The sequence below is a fragment of the Microcoleus sp. FACHB-1515 genome (assembly GCF_014696105.1).
In the GTDB taxonomy this organism is placed as follows: Bacteria; Cyanobacteriota; Cyanobacteriia; order Elainellales; family Elainellaceae; genus JAAUTJ01.
In genome coordinates this window covers 1-21,115 of sequence record NZ_JACJPO010000029.1, presented here as the reverse complement: position 1 = coordinate 21,115, position 21,115 = coordinate 1, and the positions used below count along the sequence as shown (strand labels likewise).

At 50.4% G+C, this 21,115-nt stretch carries 24 protein-coding genes and 1 pseudogene; 7 read left to right on the top strand and 18 right to left on the bottom strand.

The genetic code is table 11. From position 1 onward, the window contains the following. Positions 1–90: pseudogene (locus tag H6F67_RS10205) on the top strand (IS1 family transposase); the annotation flags it as partial. 102 nt (positions 91–192) lie between these two features. Next, positions 193–834 (top strand): SH3 domain-containing protein, encoded by a 642-nt coding sequence (locus H6F67_RS10200; protein ID WP_190765958.1) that lies wholly within the window; start codon positions 193–195, stop codon positions 832–834. Between the two features lie 5 nt (positions 835–839). On the opposite strand, the gene dusB is transcribed toward H6F67_RS10200, so the two are convergent. Further along, positions 840–1,904, bottom strand: a complete 1,065-nt coding sequence (gene dusB / locus H6F67_RS10195) for a tRNA dihydrouridine synthase DusB (RefSeq protein WP_190765956.1) — start codon at positions 1,902–1,904, stop codon at positions 840–842. A gap of 456 nt (positions 1,905–2,360) precedes the next feature. Between dusB and H6F67_RS10190 the strand changes: the two genes are divergently transcribed. From H6F67_RS10190 to H6F67_RS10170, 5 genes are all read left to right on the top strand, one after another. Further along, positions 2,361–2,876: a PRC-barrel domain-containing protein gene (locus tag H6F67_RS10190; protein WP_206753904.1), complete on the top strand. Its 516-nt coding sequence runs from the start codon at positions 2,361–2,363 to the stop codon at positions 2,874–2,876. Positions 2,877–3,030: 154 nt separating this feature from the next. Next, positions 3,031–3,870, top strand: coding sequence for a hypothetical protein (locus H6F67_RS10185; protein ID WP_190765952.1), 840 nt, complete (start codon positions 3,031–3,033; stop codon positions 3,868–3,870). 419 nt (positions 3,871–4,289) lie between these two features. Continuing rightward, positions 4,290–5,180, top strand: a complete 891-nt coding sequence (locus H6F67_RS10180) for a haloacid dehalogenase-like hydrolase (RefSeq protein WP_190765951.1) — start codon at positions 4,290–4,292, stop codon at positions 5,178–5,180. Between the two features lie 244 nt (positions 5,181–5,424). After that, entirely contained in the window at positions 5,425–6,297 is an 873-nt protein-coding gene (locus H6F67_RS10175) for a metallophosphoesterase (protein WP_242020584.1), read from the top strand. Between the two features lie 419 nt (positions 6,298–6,716). Next, positions 6,717–7,742 (top strand): AI-2E family transporter, encoded by a 1,026-nt coding sequence (locus H6F67_RS10170; RefSeq protein ID WP_190765947.1) that lies wholly within the window; start codon positions 6,717–6,719, stop codon positions 7,740–7,742. 80 nt (positions 7,743–7,822) lie between these two features. Here H6F67_RS10170 and H6F67_RS10165 read toward each other — a convergent pair whose 3' ends face one another. The 17 genes from H6F67_RS10165 to H6F67_RS10085 form a co-directional block, all read right to left on the bottom strand. Continuing rightward, a complete protein-coding gene (locus H6F67_RS10165; protein WP_190765945.1) occupies positions 7,823–9,172 on the bottom strand; it encodes a DUF2254 domain-containing protein in 1,350 nt (449 codons plus the stop codon). Continuing rightward, positions 9,169–10,164, bottom strand: a complete 996-nt coding sequence (locus tag H6F67_RS10160; protein ID WP_190765943.1) for a mechanosensitive ion channel family protein — start codon at positions 10,162–10,164, stop codon at positions 9,169–9,171. The genes H6F67_RS10165 and H6F67_RS10160 overlap by 4 nt, the downstream gene beginning before the upstream one ends. 105 nt (positions 10,165–10,269) lie before the next feature. Beyond that, positions 10,270–10,509 (bottom strand): hypothetical protein, encoded by a 240-nt coding sequence (locus tag H6F67_RS10155; protein ID WP_190765941.1) that lies wholly within the window; start codon positions 10,507–10,509, stop codon positions 10,270–10,272. Positions 10,510–10,640: 131 nt separating this feature from the next. Next, entirely contained in the window at positions 10,641–12,485 is a 1,845-nt protein-coding gene (gene ilvD, locus H6F67_RS10150; RefSeq protein WP_190765939.1) for a dihydroxy-acid dehydratase, read from the bottom strand. Positions 12,486–12,875: 390 nt separating this feature from the next. After that, on the bottom strand, positions 12,876–13,046 hold the full coding sequence (locus H6F67_RS10145) for a hypothetical protein (RefSeq protein ID WP_190765937.1): 171 nt from the start codon (positions 13,044–13,046) through the stop codon (positions 12,876–12,878). Positions 13,047–13,057: 11 nt separating this feature from the next. Beyond that, entirely contained in the window at positions 13,058–13,252 is a 195-nt protein-coding gene (locus H6F67_RS10140; protein WP_190765935.1) for a hypothetical protein, read from the bottom strand. Beyond that, complete coding sequence (locus H6F67_RS10135; RefSeq protein WP_190765933.1) at positions 13,249–13,575, bottom strand: hypothetical protein; 327 nt, start codon at positions 13,573–13,575, stop codon at positions 13,249–13,251. The genes H6F67_RS10140 and H6F67_RS10135 overlap by 4 nt, the downstream gene beginning before the upstream one ends. 3 nt (positions 13,576–13,578) lie before the next feature. Then, complete coding sequence (locus H6F67_RS10130; RefSeq protein WP_190765931.1) at positions 13,579–14,097, bottom strand: hypothetical protein; 519 nt, start codon at positions 14,095–14,097, stop codon at positions 13,579–13,581. Positions 14,098–14,101: 4 nt separating this feature from the next. Continuing rightward, entirely contained in the window at positions 14,102–14,821 is a 720-nt protein-coding gene (locus H6F67_RS10125) for a hypothetical protein (RefSeq protein ID WP_190765929.1), read from the bottom strand. Beyond that, complete coding sequence (locus H6F67_RS10120; RefSeq protein WP_190765927.1) at positions 14,818–15,231, bottom strand: hypothetical protein; 414 nt, start codon at positions 15,229–15,231, stop codon at positions 14,818–14,820. Before H6F67_RS10120 ends, H6F67_RS10125 begins: the two co-directional genes overlap by 4 nt. After that, positions 15,228–15,587 (bottom strand): hypothetical protein, encoded by a 360-nt coding sequence (locus H6F67_RS10115; RefSeq protein WP_190765925.1) that lies wholly within the window; start codon positions 15,585–15,587, stop codon positions 15,228–15,230. The genes H6F67_RS10120 and H6F67_RS10115 overlap by 4 nt, the downstream gene beginning before the upstream one ends. Then, positions 15,587–16,063: a hypothetical protein gene (locus tag H6F67_RS10110; RefSeq protein ID WP_190765922.1), complete on the bottom strand. Its 477-nt coding sequence runs from the start codon at positions 16,061–16,063 to the stop codon at positions 15,587–15,589. Before H6F67_RS10110 ends, H6F67_RS10115 begins: the two co-directional genes overlap by 1 nt. Further along, positions 16,060–16,296, bottom strand: a complete 237-nt coding sequence (locus tag H6F67_RS10105; protein WP_190765920.1) for a hypothetical protein — start codon at positions 16,294–16,296, stop codon at positions 16,060–16,062. Before H6F67_RS10105 ends, H6F67_RS10110 begins: the two co-directional genes overlap by 4 nt. Beyond that, positions 16,296–16,862 (bottom strand): hypothetical protein, encoded by a 567-nt coding sequence (locus H6F67_RS10100; protein ID WP_190765919.1) that lies wholly within the window; start codon positions 16,860–16,862, stop codon positions 16,296–16,298. The genes H6F67_RS10105 and H6F67_RS10100 overlap by 1 nt, the downstream gene beginning before the upstream one ends. A gap of 121 nt (positions 16,863–16,983) precedes the next feature. Then, positions 16,984–17,808, bottom strand: coding sequence for a hypothetical protein (locus tag H6F67_RS10095; RefSeq protein WP_190765917.1), 825 nt, complete (start codon positions 17,806–17,808; stop codon positions 16,984–16,986). A gap of 9 nt (positions 17,809–17,817) precedes the next feature. Further along, a complete protein-coding gene (locus H6F67_RS28095) occupies positions 17,818–20,550 on the bottom strand; it encodes a hypothetical protein (RefSeq protein WP_277874575.1) in 2,733 nt (910 codons plus the stop codon). After that, complete coding sequence (locus H6F67_RS10085; protein ID WP_190765915.1) at positions 20,550–20,858, bottom strand: glucose-6-phosphate dehydrogenase; 309 nt, start codon at positions 20,856–20,858, stop codon at positions 20,550–20,552. The genes H6F67_RS28095 and H6F67_RS10085 overlap by 1 nt, the downstream gene beginning before the upstream one ends. Between the last annotated feature and the right edge of the window lie 257 nt (positions 20,859–21,115).

Here is a 21,115-nt window from a genome sequence, read left to right as displayed (position 1 = left end):
AAGACACTCTCGTTCTCAAAGAAGCTTGCTAACCATATTGGAGCAATTTGGTACTTCATCCACCACTACAATGCGAGTTTACAACCCTGAATCATTACTTCTACATCTCTACCAATTTGCGCTCGATCAGAGAATTATGTAAGCTTACGTTGTGAATTTCGATACATTCCTCAGAGTAATCTCAACAAGCAAATGAAATTCAAATATTTGATTCTTGGGTTGCTGACGGCAAGTTTTTCCGTTGTGATTGGCGTATCCGCTGCTCTGGCAGAACTGGCGCGAGTCGATGTGGAAGCGCTCAACGTGCGATCGGGTCCCGGCACAAACTTCGGCATCACCTACGTTTTGCAGGAAGGCGATCTAGTGGAAGTCATCAGACGCAGCGGCGACTGGGCATTTGTGGTCGGTGAGCGTGGCGGCGAGGGCTGGGTGTATGCACCCTTTTTGATTCCCACGACCAGCGGCGGCACTCCTCCCCAGCCAGAATCTCCCGGCCAAAACTTCCAGAGCAGCGGACGAATTGAAAATGCTCGCTTTTCTGGCCGAGGCACGGGCAGCGTCCGACTCGGAACGCTCGACAACAGCAGGTCGGGAACGGTCAACATTTTGTCGGGCGGATTCAACGTCACCTACTACGGCACAATCCGCAGCAACTTTGAAGGAATTGCTCAAATTCAAGTTGATCGCTTCCAATCCTCCGAAATTAACTTTCACACCTTGCCCGCATCGGGAACTTGCCAGGTCAACATCAGCGGCGGCGGGCTGCGAGCGGTTTCCTGTGCCGTGAGCGGTAGCGGCATCGATCACGGTCGAACCAACTTTACTGCGGGCTAATCGCTTTAGTGAGTGCTGACGAGAGCAGGCGCGATCGATTCTTCAACCGTCTGACTGCCGTATTCTTGCAGCAGGGCGATCGCGCGATCGAGAATGTCCAATCCCTGATCGAGCGTTTCCACAACACTAAGCTGACCGCGCAAATCTGCCGCGCCCATAAAGCCTTTGGCATACCAGGTCATGTGCTTGCGGGCTTGCCGGATGCCGCGATCGCCTTTGTATTCCCACAGCATTTGCAGATGTTCGCGGGCGCACTGGAGTCGTTCGATCGGCGTTGGGGGTTCTCTGAGTTCTCCAGTTTTGAGGAAATGATCGACCTCACCAACCAGGAACGGATAGCCCAATGTGCCGCGAGAACACATGACACCATCCGCTTTGGTTTCTTCCAAACAGCGCACAGCGGCTTCAACCGAGAAAATATCGCCGTTTGCAATCACGGGAATTGACAGGACTTCTTTCACTTTAGCGATCCACTCCCAGCGGGCAGAGCCGTTATAACCTTGGGCGCGAGTGCGTCCGTGCAGCGTCAGCATTTGCGCTCCGGCTTCTTCCATGCGCTGCGCGAATTCGACGGCGTTGATTTCTTTGTCTGACCAGCCGATCCGGGTTTTGACGGTAACGGGAACGTTGACGGCAGCAACGACCGATCGCACAATGTCCGCTGCCAGTTCGGGCGATCGCAACAGCGACGATCCGCCGCCATTCTTCGTAATTTTGTTCACCGGACAGCCCATGTTGATGTCGATCGTGTCGGCTCCTTCGTCAACAGCCATCTGTGCGGCTTCTGCCAAAAAGTCCGGGCGACAGTCAAAAAGCTGAATGCTAATCGGTCGCTCGGTGGGATCGACTTCCATAATCTTCGGCAACTGCTTGACATAGTGCAGTCCAGTCGCATTGACCATTTCGGTGTACATCATCGAGTCGGGCGCATAGCGACGCACCAACCGCCGAAACACAAGATCAGTCACACCGGAAAGGGGCGACTGTAACACACGACTATTCACCTCAAAATGACCGATTTTGAGCGGCGTTGCGAGGCGGGCTTGCAGTTCAGGAGACAGGGAAATCATAAGCGGAAGCGATCGAATCTCCTTTAATTCTACCTGTCTTGCTTTATTGTCTTCGTTCTGATCTATTGATTCATTGAATTGGTTTGGTACTCAAGCCAAATTGAGAACTCAACAGAGTAGGCAGAGGATTTGGTTGCAGCCCTAATCAAACTTGAAGTTTCCTAAGCTCTGATTAGTAAAGTCGTGCAAATTGTCGGTTCTACTGCTCATCGAAGCGATGTCTTAAATTGCTTCTAGAGTACGAGTAGTTGAAGTTTTAGTTCTACCTCATTAACCTGGAAGATGCTGCATTTATCTCCAAGGTCAGTAGAGGTGGTCAGTTCGGACATACCAGATCCTCAATAAGCTGTATTTCCCTCGATAGATTTCCACTCGATCGCCAGATTCACCACCAGTTCTCCACCTCGCTTTTCTATTGTGAACTCATTAGATGTTGGAGGACTCGATGTGGTACTGATGAAATTGAGTGATTGCTATCCCAATCACAGTAAAGACCTGTTTGATGGACATGACATCACAAACTTCTCTGTGTACGCAAACGATTCTGATGATAATGAGCAAGACAAAGTTGGCTCGGTGACGAGTGTGCTGGTTGATGAAACAGATGGTTCCTTCCGCTACTTCATCGTTGACACAGGCTTTTGGGTATTTGGCAAAAAGGTTTTGCTTCCGGTTGGTTTGGCGCGGCTCAACTACGACAAAGAGCGGCTTTATGTTGCTGGACTGACTAAAGATCAAGTCGAAAACTTGCCAGAGTTCAATGACGATCTAAAAATCGACAACGATTATGAAGAGCGAGTGCGATCGATCTACCGCCCTTCGATTTCTAGCGCGGCAGTAACTCAACCCCTGCTGGGTGTTGGATACAGCTATCAGCAGGAACCTTACTTCTATCAGCAAAATGATCTCAGGTTCCGTTCCTACGAGCAGCAATTGCGCGATCGCAACTCCCCGCAAACCTCTCGTTTTTAACCGTGCATTTTTGCTTTTTGGTTCGATCGTCATGGTGAAAATGCTTCACCTGCTGGTTACTCTGTTTGCAGATTATTTGCAGACTATTCGACTCAGAAGTTAACGCTGACTGATCGCTTACGTTCACAATTCAACTGTCTAGGAGGTTTACAGAATGAAATTTGAGAAATCTAAAAAACTTGAAAATTCTTTGTCCAAGAAATGGGCAGTTCGCAGCACAATCGGATTGGCATTGGTGACAGCTTTGCTATCAGGATGTCAAACTCCTGAGCCTCAAGCTGCTGCGCCAGAAGAAAGCAATGTTACGACTGAAGAGGTTGCTGAAAATACAAATCGGTACATTGGTCAAGTTGTGACCATCAGGAGCAAACCGATCGAAAAGGTTGGTACGAGTACCTTCACCGTTTCGGATCAGCAGTTCTTCGGCAGCGAGCCAATTTTGGTGGTCAATGCAACAGGCCAACCGATTGTTTTGCCAGAAGACGGAACGGATGTTCAGGTCACAGGTGAAGTTCGCAATTTCGTCTATGCAGATGTTGAACGTGAGTTCGATTTGGATTTAGAAGCAGATGCCTACGTGGATTATGAGAATCAACCTGCGCTCATCGCCCAATCGATCGCTGTTGCTCCAAAACCCGGTGAGTTGACCAGCAATCCTCAACAGTACTATGGCAAACCGCTTGCAGTCACAGGCGAAATCGAAGAACTTGAGGGTGCAAATACCTTTACTCTGGACGAAGAGCAACTGTTTGGCGGACAGGATTTGCTAGTCCTAAGGACAAGGCCAGCCGCCGATCAACCTGCGATTGAAGAAGGAGAAACCGTTGCAGTGACAGGAGTTTTGCGTCCGTTTGTGGTTGCCGAGTTGGAGCGCGAATATGGCTTCAGTTGGGAAGCAGGAATTCAGCAACAGCTAGAAGCGGAATATACTAATAAACCTGTTCTGATTGCGGAAAACGTTTATCCTTCTGCAATTCCAGATGACGGACTGTAAGTCGGTGTGAAACAAGGGAAGGGAGTTGTTTGATGCAATAACACTCCACCTTCCCTTACATTGCTGTTTTGTTCGCAATTTTACCGATCGCGGTTTATCTGTTACTTGGTCAACCTATCGCGTTATGGCAGACGGCAGGCGCGATCGAAGCAACTCATATTTCGATCGTCGCTGGGTTAACGCTCTTCTTCAATCGTCGAATGCTATCTTCTAAATTACGTCCATCTGGGTTTATTTTTTTGGGAAACAATGCTGACAGGCTGATTTTTTGTAGGGTTTGCTGTCTACCTACTGCGACTGCTGGGAATTCTGAGTGGTTCTGGAAGCTAACTCGCTGTAAAGAAAATTACTGATGCCTGACTGAAGTATCAATCCGATCGCTACTTTCAAACGTTGAGAAATTAGTAGGAGGTGAAATCATGGCAGAACTGACAGAAGACAACTTCAAAAAGCCTCAAGCAACAAAGCCTGTTTGCCCTCGGATTGCGATCGTATTTGACTTCGATGACACCCTAGCGCCCGATACCTTTGATGAACTCATCAAGCGATTAGAATTGGATGTTAACGAGTTTCGCCAGCAGCGATATGATCCGCTGAAGGCCGCTGGATGGGATCCTGTTGCAGCCAGATTCTATTGTTTGCTTCAGGAATCGAAGCAGCGTCAAGAGAAAATCACGAGAGATTACCTCATTCGATTTGGACAAGATCTCACGCCGTTTGATGGGGTAACTGAAATGTTTGATTGCTTGCGGCAACGAGTACAAGAGCTTAATTCAGCGGTCGAACTAGAGTTTTACATTATTACAGGCGGATTTGCGGAAGTCGTTCGCAATACCTGCATTGCGCCCTACTTTACTCAAATTTGGGGATGTGAATTTCATTATTCCGATCAGGGTGCAATTGAATTTCTCAAACGCAGCATTAGTCACACTGAAAAAACCCGCTATTTGATGCATATCGCAAGCGGACAAGACCAGGTAGATGGAGACGGGCGATCGTTTGCCTATCGTGACGCAGCAGAAGATCAACTTCATATTCCACTGTCTCAAATGATTTATGTGGGCGATGGAGCATCGGATGTTCCTTGTTTTTCGGTGTTGAATGACGGCGGAGGCATTGCGATTGGGGTGTACAAAGGAGACACCGCAGCAAAATGGAGTGAGCAAATTGAGGTGACAGAAAGCCAGCGCGTCATGAATCTTGCTCCTGCAAACTATCAAGAAGACTCGGAGCTAATTCGATCGCTTACTTTAGCGATTGAGAGCCTCTGCAAGCAAATTTCTTTAAGACAACTGAGTGCTGGCGAGTAAGGGTCGATGCTTGTGAGAAGCGATCGAACCCAACTAAAGATCTTGCCGGAGTTTAGTACAGTAACTTTTCTGTTGCTGATTCTTATTCATTTAGCACTTCCACGTTGCTTCTGATACTAAAGAGTTAAAAGATGAACCCAGTTTTTAAGAATTAACAACAATGAATAAACATTTTTGGAAACGAATTAGATACTTGTTGTTAAGTCTAGCAGGTTGCTTGTTAGTGCTGCTGACTTGGAGCTTTATGGAACCTTATGTTCTCGATCGAAGCACGATTGCTGCCGAAGTTCCATCGCTACCTCAATCTTGGCAAGGAAAGCAAATAGCGGTTGTTTCAGACTTTCAAATTGGAATGTGGATGGCAAATGACAGCACCGTTGAACGGGCGATCGATCGAATCATTACAGATCGTCCTGCCGCTGCGCTGATTGCAGGTGATTTTGTTTACAAACCAGGAGAAAACTTAACGCCAGAACTCGATCGCGTGATTGAACTGATTCGCCCGCTGGCTGCTGCTCAAATTCCGACCTACGCCGTTTTGGGCAATCATGACTATGGCGTGAAAACGCTCACCCAAGCAGATGCAGCAGGGCAGCACAGAGCCAATCAAATTCGGCAAGCATTAGAGTCAACCGGGATTCGAGTATTGCAAAATGAAGCGATCGTCCTTCCGAATGCCGATCGAACTTCTGAGGATGAAAAACTTTATTTGGTCGGGATTGGAGCCTATCTTCCTAAGCAATCTCAGCCATCAAAAGCGATCGCTCAAGTTCCTGCTGATGCTGCCCGCTTTGTTCTAATGCACAATCCCGCTTCTTTTGCTGAACTTCCCTCAGGCACAGCTCCGATTGCAGTTGCAGGGCATACTCACGGCGGCCAAATTCGGATTCCTTTTTTGCCGAAATGGTCATGGATGACGCTTGTAGAGGATAAACCTAGCTGGTCATGGCTTTCCCAAATTAGAGGCGATGCAGTGCGGGTGTCCGGTTGGATTCTGGGCTATGGAAATGCAGGAAACCGCCTCTATATCAATCGCGGTATTGGTTTTAGCCATTTACCCATTCGCTTCAACTGCTCACCTGAATTAACTGTGTTCACGCTGCAAGTCAAGATGTGAACTGCAATCGATCGCACCTCAGCAATCACCATGAACTACTACAATTCCCCTATTAAATCTAGAGAAGTTTTAAAGTGTTATGAAGCCAAAAAATGTGAAGAAAATTACAGTTTTGAAAGCCGTTGTAGGAAGCACTTTGAATCCAGAGTAGAGAAAATTCTTCGCATCATTGGCTTCTGGCTGTGACTAGGGGTTTTTGGTTTTCAGATTAACATAGCGCCCTTTAGAATTAATATCAATTCTTTCAGAAGATGTCTAGAGTTATAGGTTGGATTAAATGAGGTGAAACTCAAAATTAATTAGCGTGATACTACAAAACCCAACCTATAATTTTGCTCGCGTTCATAGTGAATTGATACTGATAAAATTCTAGAAAGTTAGGTAGGAGCGATCGCGCTTTCAATAGGAGAGGTAAAGCTTTGACACTCGGACGATGGTTAGGTCTATTAACAATTATTCTCTCAATTTACATTCTGTGGCGAATTCGGACGATCGTGCTGCTCTTTCTAGCCGCTGTTGTGATTGCTACTGCCTTAAATTGCTTGGTGAGGCGGTTTAGGCGATCGCATGTCAAGCGCAAATACGCAGTTCTACTAACAGTCGCGATCGTTCTTAGTTTGTTGGGAATGATTGCAGCACTTATCTCGATTCGCTTAGTCAATCAATTTGATCAGCTTCTAGAACTAGTGACGATTTCGGTGAATCAAATCCAGGTGTGGAGTTTTGAACTTCAGTCGAGAATGCAAGACGGAATGATGACAAATCTTCCCAGTCTAACTAGCTTCACACGACAGTTGCAAACTGCTTTGAATTGGGTGATTGCACATATCTATCTTTTCTTCTCAAATTCACTTGCTTTGATTTTGAATACATTACTTGTTGTTGTACTAACGCTGATGTTGCTGGCGAATCCACAGCAATATCGATGCAGCTTAGTCAACATTTTTCCCGCTTTCTATCGTCAGCGTGCAGATGAAGTTTTGTCGAAGTGCGAGGCGAAATTAGTTAACTATGTTGCAGGCATCATACTGAGTATGCTTTTTGTTGGATTTACATCTACAGTAGGGCTACTGATATTGCACATTCCGCTTCCAGTTGTGAACGGCTTACTAGCGGGATTATCAGCTTTCATTCCTTATATTGGCGCGATCGCAAGCGCCATTCCTCCAATATTATTGGCATTGCTCGATGAGCCTTGGAAAGCAGTAGCTGTTCTTCTGCTGTACTTTGTAATTCAACAAGTAGAAGGAAATTTTGTCACACCAATTATCATGAAACGGCAAGTTAATCTACTGCCCGCAACAACGCTGGCTTTGTTAACTGCTTTCGGAACTTTCTTTGGTTTCTTGGGATTGCTGCTAGGGTTGCCAATTTTGGTTATTGCTCAAACATGGCTGGAAGAAGCTGTCGTACATGACATTTTAGATCAATGGAGAAATCCTTAGATATATCAGTTTCCACTGTAGAATAGATGATGTAAAGCCAGCAACTCAATAATGTTGAAAACGCGAAATATTTTATCGCTCTAAGGCTGTCTGAATTCTGAGATAAAAGAATTTTCAGAATTCAGTATTTGTAACACCTGCTGATAGCGTTGCTCGACATCAGCGCGATCGCACTCCTCCGATAAACCCTGCTGACTGCCGCGCCAAATCATCGCAGCGTGATGACGCAAAATTCGCTTTTGGTTTGGCGTTTTGGTATGCAGAGCAATCAGGGCGATCGCGTCTAACAAATGCAGCGTGACTGCCGAATCAGACTGAGCATATTGGCGAATTGGGCTAAAGGCGCGATCAAACAAAGATTCCAGCTTGATGGGTTCCGCGATCACTCGCAACTGGTGAAGTTTGTCGTAGCGATAGGGTGAAGGCCAATCGCGCTGCACCAGTTGACTAAAGCCTGCACCCAATCGATCGATGCAGCGAATGGCCGTGAACGGATCGTTAACCGCTGGAGAGATAGCCCGCAGCGCAATTTCAACCAGTTGTTCAATCGGAAAGGCAATATCCTGTTGCTCGGTGCGCTCTTTGCCAAAAATTAAGGCTTGATTGATTCTCTTAGTGAGCGCAGGAGAGTAATGTTCTTTCGGGTAAATTAAGGCGATCGGACTACCCTCAATCAAATATCTTCCCGGTTGAGTTTTGAGCCAGAGCAGCACATCTGCTTGACACGCAATTTGCATTAATTCATCGTCGTCGATCGCCTGTAAATAGCCCTTATGCAGTGAGAAAGCTGAAGTTGATCGCGCCTCAAAATCATTCGGAATTCCTTTAATTGGTTTTTGATCGTGCTGCGCCCGTTGTCCAATCTGTTCGGGAAATAAGCGATCGATGGCGCGATCGAACTCTTGGCTTGCCCCCTCAATCACATGAGCAGCTTGAATAATCGTTGAAGCGTGATGAATAAAGTAAATTAACACCAAAACGCTCACGATCGCTAATCCAATACCGATCGTGACCGAAAGCTGCGGTACGAACTGATTGAAGTCTTCACTGCGAATATTACGCAGCACCAGCAAGCAGTAAAGAAACGTTCCAATAAATGTTCCTAAAACCACTTGATTACCGATGTCCTGCATAAAGTTTCGCAGCAGGCGCGGTCCAAAATTAGAAGCCGCTAGTTGCAGGGCAACGATCGTAATTGAAAATGCTGTTCCTGCCACTGTTGCCATTGAGCTAGCAATAGTAGACAGCATTGATCTGGCTCCATCTGGCCCTCCCGTGTAGAGCCACCACCATCCCGGTGCTTTGCCGGATCGATCGATTTCTAACAGTCCTAATGCCAGCGCAAAGTCAACTCCAGCAATCAAGGTCGGCAAAAACCAATAGCTCGATCGCAAAGCATCCCAATATTTAGCTAACTTTGTATTTTTCATTTGTCGTTCATTGCTCGACCATTTCCATCTTGCTGAGTACGCATTTCTGCTAGTTTTCGCAGTGAGTCACTGATGCTGCGCGGCTTCGGAACTTCCCTACCCGCAGGCCAGCCTTCGCGCTGGCGAGTGCGATCGCCAGCGGTTTCTTCAGTTTGATCATGGAAGAGGATTTGCTGTGTGGGAAAGGGTAGATCAATTCCATTAGCAACTAGCTTTTTCTTAATTGCGGTTAACACTTGGTCTCGTAAACCAAGTTCATCCGCACGACGAGGCGGTTTCACCCACCAGCGGGCACGAATGTTCACCGAGCTTGCTGCAAGATCGACGACGATCGCATCCGGTGCAGGCTCTCGCAGTACGCCTTCTGTCTCATACATTGCTGCTAAAATCAGTTGCTTTGCTTCATCAATATCATCGCCATAACCAATGCCGATATCGTACTCCAACCGACGATGCTCAAAGGCCGTATTGACCGTGACAGAATTGGTGAATAATTCGGAATTGGGAATGACAATGCGACGACCATCATAGGTTCTAATGGTTGTAGCGCGAGTTTCAATATTCTCGACTGTTCCCTCAAAGTTTTTGAAGATGATTTGATCGTTAATTTGAAAGGGTTCAGTCAGCAGAATCAAAATACCTGCTAGAAAGTTTTGCAGAATATCTCGAAAGGCAAACCCGATCGCCACACCGCTAATGCCAAGTAGCTGTACTAGATCATTGGCTTTGAGTGATGGAATCACGATCGACAGGGAAATAAACAAGCCGACTAAAATCGTGATGCCTTGCGCTAATCGTCCCAGCACCAATCCTAAATTGCGAGCTTGGCGGCGATCGCGTGTTAATCTTTTGACGACTCTTTTAATGGCTCTGGCTGCGAAAAAAAAGATCGCAAAGACGATTAATGCCAACACCAAATTTGGCAGTAAGACGATGAAGCCATTCAGCATGGCCTGCATTTTTTCTACAAGGGCTGATAGCTCTGCATTCATTGCACAACTGCTGTAAATCACACTTGAAATTTACAAAAAGTGCACAAAATTAACTTCTGTCTGAGGATACTAGTAGTTGCGTTTCAGGTCGATCGAAAGGTTGCATCAGAATGATGAAATACCAGGTGCTTCTAACACAATGACATCCACAAGCGGCGTTGCATTCAATTCTTGCGATAGACGAGTTTGAGTTGCTTGTGCGAGGTCAGCGCGAATTTGCTGAGCCGATCGATCGGCCTCTGTCTGACACTGCACATGCACGATACACAGCGATGTATTGTGTCCCTGAATTTCGATCGAAATCTCTGTGCAGCGTCCGATTGCGCCATCAATATTCGATCGCACGTTGCACGACTACAGCACCCAACATCCGCTCGAGCGCGTTTAGCTCTACTGCTCCGTTTGAAGCAGCGAGAAGGTTGCGGCTTTGAACCTAGCGATCGCCGCTGACAAGCTTCTGAGCGAGTCTGTGTGGGCTACTGAAGCATATCTAGGTTGCGAACTGCGCCTTGATCGGCACTGGTTGCCAGCAGCGCATACGCCTTAAGCGCCGCGCTTACCCGTCGCTGCCGAGCCTCGGCAGGCTTCCAAGCCGCTTTGCCTTTCGCTTCCATCGCAGCCCGACGACTGGCTAACTCCTCCGCCGAGAGATTCACATCGATGCGGCGGTTGGGGATGTCGATCGAGATGCGATCGCCATCCTCCACCAGCGCAATGTTGCCGCCTGCCGCTGCTTCGGGTGAGACATGCCCGATCGACAGTCCCGACGTGCCGCCAGAAAAGCGACCATCGGTTAGTAAGGCACAGAGCTTGCCCAACCCCTTCGATTTCAAGTAGCTCGTCGGGTAGAGCATTTCCTGCATTCCCGGCCCGCCGCGCGGTCCCTCATAGCGAATGATCACCACATCGCCCGCTGCCACTTCATCGTTGAGGATGCCTTTGACAGCAGCATCTTGACTTTCGTAAATGCGGGCTTTGCCTTCAAATACCAGAATGCTGTCGTCTACGCCTGCCGTCTTGACAATGCAGCCGCGCTCCGCCAAGTTGCCATAGAGGACGGCCAGTCCGCCCTGAGTGCTGTAGGCGTGTTCGATGCGGCGGATGCAACCGTTTTCGCGATCGAGGTCAAGCGAGTCCCACCGCGTTGATTGACTGAACGCCTGCTGCGTGGGAATGCCCGCAGGTCCCGCTTTGAAGAAGGTGTGAACGGCTTCGTCATCCGTCTGCGTGATATCCCACTGATCGATCGCTTCTTTCAATGTTTGGCTGTGAACTGTTGGCACGTCCGTGTGCAGCAGGCCAGCGCGATCGAGTTCACCCAAGATGCTGGGGATGCCGCCCGCCCGGTGGACATCCTCAATGTGATAGTTGGGCGTGTTCGGGGCGACCTTGCACAGTTGTGGTACTCGCCGCGAAAGCCGATCGATGTCGCTCAAGGTGAAGTTCACTTCGGCTTCTTGGGCAGCGGCCAGCAGGTGCAAAATCGTGTTGGTCGAGCCGCCCATCGCAATGTCGAGCATCATCGCATTCTCAAACGCTTGGAAGCTGGCGATCGAGCGGGGCAGGACAGACTCATCGTCCTGCTCGTAGTAGCGGCGGGTGATGCTGACAATGGTGCGGGCAGCGTTGAGAAACAGGTCTTTGCGATCGAAGTGGGTCGCCAGCACGGTGCCGTTGCCGGGTAAAGAGAGTCCGATCGCCTCGGTCAGACAGTTCATCGAGTTGGCGGTGAACATGCCAGAGCAAGAACCGCAGGTCGGACAGGCAGAACGCTCATATTCTTCGACCACCTCATCGCTGATGCGATCGTTTGCCGCCGCCACCATTGCGTCTACCAGGTCGAGTTTGTGTTCTGCAAGCTTGGTCTTGCCCGCTTCCATCGGGCCACCGGAGACGAAAACGGCGGGAATGTTCAGACGCAAAGCGGCCATCAGCATTCCTGGCGTGATTTTGTCACAGTTGGAGATGCACACTAAAGCATCGGCACAGTGGGCGTTCACCATGTACTCGACGGCATCCGCAATGATTTCGCGCGAGGGCAGGCTGTAGAGCATCCCGTCATGTCCCATCGCGATGCCATCATCAACGGCGATCGTATTAAATTCTTTGGCAACCCCGCCAGCCGCTTCAATTTCACGACACACCAACTGCCCCAAATCCTTGAGGTGAACGTGACCGGGGACAAATTGCGTGAACGAGTTGGCAACGGCAATGATGGGCTTCTCGAAATCCTCAGTGTGCATTCCGGTTGCCCGCCAGAGCGCACGAGCACCCGCCATGTTGCGTCCCTGCGTGGAGGTTTTCGATCGATAGGTCGGCATGACGTATCCGAGTCATCTAAAGGGTTTTCATAGTCTAGATCTGATTGGAGCAGGACAGCGGCAGAAGCCGTGTCAATTTTCGGCTGAAAGCGTAAACCCATGCAAATGGATTCGTTTGACAGGCTGAGTTCGTTTAGGGACTTGAGCTTTGGAAATTCATCTTTGGCTGTCAATGCGTCAGTCCTACCGCTGTGCGAACAACAAGCAGGCGGAGCGATCGCCCAAAGCAAAAAGCCTGTAACTCAAGTAGTTACAGGCTTTTTTGACTAGCGCGCCCTGGAGGACTCGAACCCCCGACATCAGGTTTTGGAGACCTAGATACTATCGTATAGAGTGCTTACAGCATCAGCATTCTACCGCTAGCCCGAAAAGTCTTGCTTAATTCTTACCTTAAAATTGCGGTGGTATTCGCTGCAATTCGATCGATCGCTGCCCTTCCTTCTGGCGAGAAATCAGGCTGCGAGTTTCAGCCAGAAAGAGATCGATTTCTTCCAAATCCATTCGATCGAGAAAGGCAACCAGCGATCGAAGGCGATCGAGAACATCGGGCGATGGCGGCATGAGTGACAGAGCTAGCTGACAGGGTTCTTACAAGCCTCATCAATGGATTGATCGATGTCAGCCTGAGCAAGCTTCTTTTCCGCCTCAACGTCAGTTGTTAGCAAAAGACGTACAACGTCCAACAGCACTAACACGATTTGATTGCGAGAAAGTCTGCCGCTGCTGTGCCAACACAATTTTAAAAGCTCGGATTGAAAAGCAGTCATTCTTTCCTACCAAAGATACCAGAAATAGAATCACCATTTCTAGCAAATTGTGCCATTAACAGCGATTTGATTTGAACCAGTTCGGTCTCTTGTCGATGGAATCGCTCAGCAATTTCATCTCGCAATTCTTTTACCTCACCATCCACCATTGCCAGCGCTTTCGCGTGACTCTCTTGATTGTTTCTGAGATGCCGAAAATCGCGTTCCGCCGCATAGCTTTTCTGAATGCTTCCGCGATACCACATCATCGCCCCTGAAACTGCCGCAAAGACGCTAAGCCCAAAGCCGAGCATTGATTGAATTTTGTTGAAGTCGATCGACATGATTCACCTTTCAAATTGATAGATAACAGTGTATGAACCTGTTATGGTTCCAGGCGATCCTGTTGGACTCACTAAAACCTCTAATCGCTGGAAGGCAGAAGTAAACGGTATATCAATTGTTTCTACTGCAAATTGCCTTCCTAAATGCCATCCAGGGCTAGATTGAATCGTTGTTGTAGAAGTCGTAATTTGTGTTCTGTTTCCTACTCGATCGCGTCTAAACAAAGTGAATCGCCAGTTGTTTGTACTGCTTTGAGCAACACTAACTAAAGCGTCTGCTTGCTGAAGTTTGATTCTGACTTTTCGAGTCAATCCAGCATAAAAAGCAATTTCTGTTGATTGAGAAAAGAAGCTAGCAACCCATTGTTGTTCAGGGCTTAGCCAGCGAGCGCCATCCCATACCCATGCCCAAGACTGCAACGGCACTCCGTTTGCATCGGTTTCAAGCCACAACGCGCCGTTCACTTTGGGCGGTTCTGTTGCTCCGATCGCAATCCCTCTTAGCTGTTTGACTGGCAACATTTCACTAAGTCTCGATGGTTGAGTAACGAGCAATCACGCGATCGCTTGGCTCGATCGAAATCCCAGCATTTGCTGCTGACCAGGCGATCGCTTTTGTGTCGGTGTTGACGCTGAAAAATGCCCCGCTGCCGCCAAAGCTGTCGTAGCTGAGGCCATTCACAATCAACTCGACATCAGCGGCGCTGGTGGGCGTTTTGCTGAGATTGGGGATTGTGTTCGCAGTTCCGATCGTCAGTCGTTCCGAGAATCGGCGGGCCGCAGTGGTGGTGGGGTCGTTCCCCATTGATCGAACCGTTGTCGCCACGATCGCATCAGCGGGAATGCGCCAAAAGTCGAAACGGTAGTTGAATTCAACATCGATCGGCGTGGCAGCTGGGAAGCTGTAGGCTGTCTCAGTGCCCGCGTCCGAAACGGTGAAGAATGCCAGTGTGTAAACGCCGTTCGATTCGGTGAGCCGCGCCTGAATCTCCAACCCATTGTCGAGAAGCGTATCTTCACTGGCCGCGCCGTAAACCTTGCAGCGGTTGTGAGGTGGAGTTACTGCAACGCCGACACCATTCCCGGCTGGCTGCAACGGCACACTTACGCCACCATCACCAGCGCTGGCTAATGCAGCAGTTAGCGGGCTTGTGACCGTTTGCGATGAACCTGTGACGCTGAGATTGTTCAGACGAATCGGTGCAAACAGAAATTTAACGATTTGTTTGGCTTGTACAAAGCTCATGATTGATAAACCAATTCGATTTCTTCACCCGGTTCTAACAACAGCGGCGATCGCCACTGCAAACGAAATCCATCAATCACATATTCACTGCCGTAAGTGGCTTTGATGCCACCTACAAACAATTCGGATAGATGTGGCGCGATTGGCATTTCTTCTAAGTCAAAGAAGTCTTGTCCAACCGCTTCAACTTCTAAAACAACTCGCTTACCCAAGGGTGGAATGTCCTCTTCGTCCAGCGCGGGTAATCGTTCCGCTTCCATTACGCCGCTGGTAATTTTGCTGGCTGGCAAGTCTGGAATTTGATCGAGGTCGATCAAGTCTTTTGAGGCAGGTCGATCGCTCGAAATCTCTAACGTGAGCGGAATTTCAATCAAATTATCGATCGATAGTTGAATTTCAATTCCGTTCATATCAGCAGTACAGGTAAAACTTGCACCGATCCACGCATTAGCAAGACGGGCGATCGACCGGAAATCCTCAATTCAACCTGGTAGACAAATCGATCGTTTCCTTCAGTCAGCGGTAGCCTTTTTGTGGTCATTGCTGGCAGCAAAGCAACGATCGGCGTTTGCTGTTTTTCAGCATTAAATCGACCTGTCCTAAACTGAAACATGGCTAATTCTTCGGCATCTTCACCAGCGCTGGTGAAGATTTTCCCTCTCAATTGACCGAGGCGAAAATCACCGGGGTAAATTAGTTTTGCTCGCCATTCGTAACCTTGATCAATAGCTAAATTGCCAGTGAAATCAATATTGAGAAGTGCCATTAGTTCAGCCGTTGCTCGATACGTGCTAAGTCAACTCGAATGAGGTCGGTACGCTCTTCGATTAGCGCTTCTGTGCTGTCACTGTATGGGCCTGTATATTCGTAGATTGTGATCAGCATTTCCTCATGCCAAAACGGAACTTCAGCCCTTAATCGAAACTGCGGTGCAAGTTTCGGCAGTCTAATTAGTGTTCCTCCTCGATTGACGGGAATCGCAACTTCATAAGCAGCAAAATCGAGAAAGTCCGATCCGGGCACATCAATCAGCATTTTGAGCCGATAGCCTAGCCACCAATGATCGCGGGCAAATTCAGACTCAGCAGCAGCCGCCAAAATGTGACTTTCAAACAGAATCGGAATTTGAATCGGCGCAATGGGAATGTAACCGCGTCGGCGGGATGGATTGGCGCGGTGCATCTGCTGATATACACTGCGCCAATTTGCCGCGCTGCCGAGCTGCAACAGTGGCTCACTCATGGCAGAAAGCTAAAGCCCTCTTCCCAACAATCAGCCGCTAATAGTGGATCAACGCCCAACTCATACAAGCCCTCCATGTAATCGTCGGGCGACAATTCACCATCCACAAACTGATGCGTGAGTTGCGATCGCTGCAACATGCGGTTGAGTTCGTCCTGCCATTCGCCATCGTCCATTCCTGGAACCCAAATGGCAGGAGTTGCAAAGAATTCATCCAGCGCTGCCTTGCTCATCAGGTTTGAGCCGAGAACGGCGCACGTTCAAACGTGATGTGAGCACGGCCATTCTGAGCACCCAAGGCTTGTGCTCGAACTGACCCGCTCGCGCCAAACAGCCCGTTGAACGCATCCACGAGATCGGCGGCGTGAAACACCCCGGTAGCGCGGCTGAACGGCAACGATGCATGTGTCCCTTCTTGGTAATACTTGCTCCAAGAGGTGTTCCACGCCGATCGTTCGCGTGTCGGGGTTGCCGCGCCTCGATACCAATGGATTCGCGTCGGCTTGACACCTGAGCCGCGAATCGGTTGAGGCGTGGTGTTGGCGGGCGCGGCGGTCAGTAGCCCGGCTTGTGCCGCAGATACGATCGTTAGGGCTTCAGCCCGTGCTTGCGTCTTGAAAACTCGCGCTTCCGTGCCATCTCGGATCAACAGCGAACGATAAAACACATCCGTCGATGCGCCGCGTGATTCGATCGTGCCACCAGGGGCCGGAGGTTCCCGGTTGGCTAAGAAGGTTTGCCGTGCCTGCGCTTCTCGCGCTTGCCGTTCGTAGTACCATGCGGGGCGTGCTCTGCCCATAAAGCTGTCTCCAAAAGGTTGAATGGTTGCTCACTCCCTTTGTCTGCCCATTGCAGCGGCGCACAGCATCACGGTTTTTTGCGCCGGAACGTTATATAACGTTCCAGGTTTTTTTGCGATCTTACGAAGCCTCGACGAGCGGTCGGCGGTGGTAGCCTGAGCGATCGATCAAGATGACCGGATTGGGTAGCCCGCGAATGTGGCAGCAGGCGTAAATGAAGCGCACATCAGCGATCGGGCGTTGGCGTGGCATCCGCCGCGATCGCCCTAAAACACTTTCGCTACGGGCGATCGTCGGGTAGCGCTGCGACGGCTCCGCATTGTTGGAGACGTTGAGAAATTGCCAATCAGGGGTATGACCCTGGATATCCAGCACATTGCCAATCACGCGCCGCGCTTCTGCCTCCGATCGACAAAGCAGTTGCAGTTTATAGCCGCGCTGCCTGTCGGTGTAAGTTACCATCACTTTTCCTTTACGCCAGACAAAACCGTTGCTGTTGGCAAAGTTCGATCGAATTCTATTCGCAATCGATCGCAATTCTCCCTCAGATAATGATTGAGCGGTTTCATTTACCAATCGGAAAGAAATCTCGCCTGTAACAGGTGAAAATCCCGGTTCAACATCAGCGGCATCTTCTTGAAAGTAAAGCTGAATTTGCGGCTGAAATTGCCGCGCTTCTTGATAGCTTGGAACGGGAACTCCATAGATTGGAGTTTGTAGATCTGCCGCTTTACGAAGCACGAAGTACAGCAGCATCATTCGCAATAGCGATTGAATGGCTGAATCATCATCGCGCAATAAGCAAGCGGTTCTAAGGCTACTGCGTGGCGTGTTGATGTCATCTGTGTCTGCGTCGGCAAACTCTTCTCTGACAATGCGGTTGTAGGTTTGCAGCAAGACGCTTTGCAGGTGTTCGTAGGGAGAGAAGTTGTTAGGTAGTGGCATGATTTATGGTTACTCCGTTGTTGGGCGATTTTGATCGGTGGGTGCGATCGGCGGCGTGTTACTTGCCTGCCGATCGGTGGTCTGCCGTTCTGCTTGCTGTTTGTTTTCGGGCGTTTCAGTTGGACGTGTTCCCTCTTCGATCGCCTTATCTAGTTCTTCTTTCTGCTCTTGCATCTCCGAAACGGTTTCGGTGATGTCACGAACGTTGCCCGTGATTTCTTCAAGTGAATCGGCCATTTCCTGAGCATTTTGAAGTGCTGTAAAGTAGCGATTCTGGAAATTCACGTTCGGATTCATCCAGCGGTACGCATTCTCAGCGACAACACCAAAACGCTTCAGGGCATTACCGACCCAAGCGTTATAAGTGCCGACAACTTCAAGCGCTCCTAAAATGGAATGCCCGATTGATTGAATTGAAAACATCAGGTTTGATGCTGCCTGATAAATGCGATTCCATTTCTTCCAAGTGGCTTGAATGTTGTCTACTTGCTCAACGCCAAAAATGCGATTGAAGAAGCCTTCGATCTGCTGTCCAACCCATTGCGAAGTATCGATCTCATCATCGTCAGCATCTTTTAGCTCTCGATTGAAGATTGCCAGCACGTTATCAAATGCACTAAACAAAGTTTGCGTTAATGCATTGCTCAACATATAAGCGTTGTGCAAAGTTGCAATGAAGGTTAAAAGATTGAGAATTCGCCCTAGATTTAGCGAATTCCAAAACTTTTTGAGGAAGCCAGATAGACCGCCGGGAACCTGCGGACCTAGCTTGGCGTTTACGATGTCCAACTTGCTATTGATCACAGCTAGCAATCCGAGATCCGCGCCTTGCAGCAACGTTTGCAGTCGTTGCAGTTGATCGCCATTGCTTCGAGCCTGCTGGCTGATTTGCGCTCCACAGCTACCCGGTGAGCAAGCATCAGGCGGGTCGGGTGGCGTCGGTGGAATTTGCGTTCCCGGCGATCGACCAGGAATCACGGGCGGCGCTGACGCGGGCGGGTTGAATGGGTCTTGATCGGATGGCATACGCGGAATAGTTGGAGTGTCTGGATCAAGGTCATCGAGTGGCGCTGTGGGAGGCGCTTCGGTCGGCGGTTTGACCGGAGGGGATACGGTCGGCGGCGCGGTGGTCGGTGGGGTCGATGGCGGTGCAGTGGTTGGCGGCGGTGTTGGCGGCTGCGTCGGTGGGGGTGCAGTCGGCGGCTGCGTGGTCGGGGGTGTCTGGGGCGGCGCGGTGTTTGGCGGTGTTTCTGGCGGCTGTGTGTTTGGCGGTGTTTCTGGCGGCGCGGTGGTCGGGGGTGTCGATGGCGGCTGCGTCGTTGGCGGGGTTGATGGTGGCGCAGTCGTCGGCGGAGTAAACGGCGGCGGCAGCGGCGGCGTTTCGTCGTCGTCGTCGGGTGGAGTTGGAGTTGGGGTCGGTGTGGGAGTCGGAGTTGGAGTTGGAGTTGGGGCCGGTGTGGGAGTCGGAGTTGGAGTTGGAGTTGGGGTCGGTGTGGGAGTTGGAGTCGGAGTTGGAGTTGGAGTTGGGGCCGGTGTGGGAGTTGGCGTCGGAGTTGGAGCCGGAGTCGGAGTTGGAGCCGGAGTTGGGGTTGGAGTTGGAGCCGGAGTTGGGGTTGGGGTCGGCGTCGGCGTGGGAGTTGGCGTCGGCGTCGGGGTTGGAATAGGCGGAACTTCCGGCGTCGGCGTGGGAGTCGGCGTCGGGGTCGGTGTGGGAGAGGGTGACGGCCCTGGAACAGCGACGGGCGGTTCTTCTTCTTCAGGGTCGGGCGGTGGTTCTTCGGGGTCGGGCGGTGATTCTGGATCGCCGTCTGGTGGTGGTTCTTCGGGGTCGGGCGGCGGCGCTTCGGGGTCGGGCGCGGCTGGTTCTGGGTCGGGGATGTCGGGTGCGGGCGGCGCTGCTGGTCGCTCGCGCTCGCGCTCTGGTGGCGGCTCTGGATCTTGCGTCGGCGGTGGATCGGGCTGTGGCGTGGATGGCCGCCGAAAAGGAACAACGCGCCCCGGCTCTGGCAGATAGATCGGACGGGGTAGCCCTGGGGGAACTGTTGTTGGAACTGGTGACGGCGGAGCTACCGGAGGTGCTGTATTCGTCGGCGGCTGCAAGACCGGCGGGCTTTGTGGAATGTCTTCATCGGGGTTTTGGGGCCTGATCCAAACGAATCGAGCGTTTGTCCATTGCCAGTAATTTGAAAAGCCGATGGTGTACCACACGGGCGGCATCACACCGCGAAATGGCGCGTTAATTAGAATCGCTTGCCCGTCTGCCCTAATGCCACCGATCGGCCCCCAAGCAGCGCCAAGCTGGTCTTCTGACGTGCCCATGTTCTCCCCAGTTGTGGGGTGAACAAAATCAGCAACGTAGGCAAATTCGTAAATGGTGTAGGCTTGACCGCCTTGAAACGGTGGCTCAGGTTGGTCGGGCGCACATGGCCCGGTTCCCAACATGCAAGCCAAGCGAATTAGGTCAGATGGGCGCAAACGGCCTAGCGATGTTGGGCCGCCGAGCGGTCGATCTTCTGGTCGGGGTCGGGGTGGATCAATGAAGCGCGATGTCACCGGAGCTAGAAGACTTCCTGGTGAGGGTGGGCGCAATCCCAGATTGATGCTGGGTGCTGGGCTGCCCGTCGATGGACGCTGAAACGGAACAATGTTGTTCGCTGGCGACACTCCAGGCGGCAGAATGTTCGGCGGCGGCGGCGGCGGCAGCGCAAACTGTGGAACCGGAGGGATCGCCAGCGTTGACATTAGGCCACCTTGTATTCAGCCGGAATTGCCTGAGACGAAAGCGGCTGAACGTCTGTCCAAATGCGACCGCTAGAGCTTTGCCAGTTGGGAGTAAGTTCCAGCGAGGCGCGACTGATGAAGCGCCACGCGGCGGGCTGGCTGGCAGTGATGTAAAACGGCGCGGCTGTTGCGACTCTCTCGGCCACACCCGTTGCTTCAACGACAGTTTGGCCGGGGTGCAATTGCTGCAAAATGCTCATTGCCCAAACTGCTAATTTTTCAACCGTATCGACGGACGTGGGAATGTCGGTTCTAACAAGAGCAACCATGACAACTTTCAGGAACTCAACTGTTTTAGAGTTGCCGGATCGCACTAGTTTCTAACTTCTAGGCACGACGATCGCGCTCAATATCCCAAATTACTTTCTCCCACACCCACTGCTCTGATCGACCGGGATAATATTCTCTGGTTTTACAGGCAGCCTAAATAGGATGTGAACAAATGGTAGGCTGAGGGTGTGCCTCAAACTCTACCCTCTCAGACAATGGAAACGCTCGAACAGTTTATTCAAAGTAACCCACATAC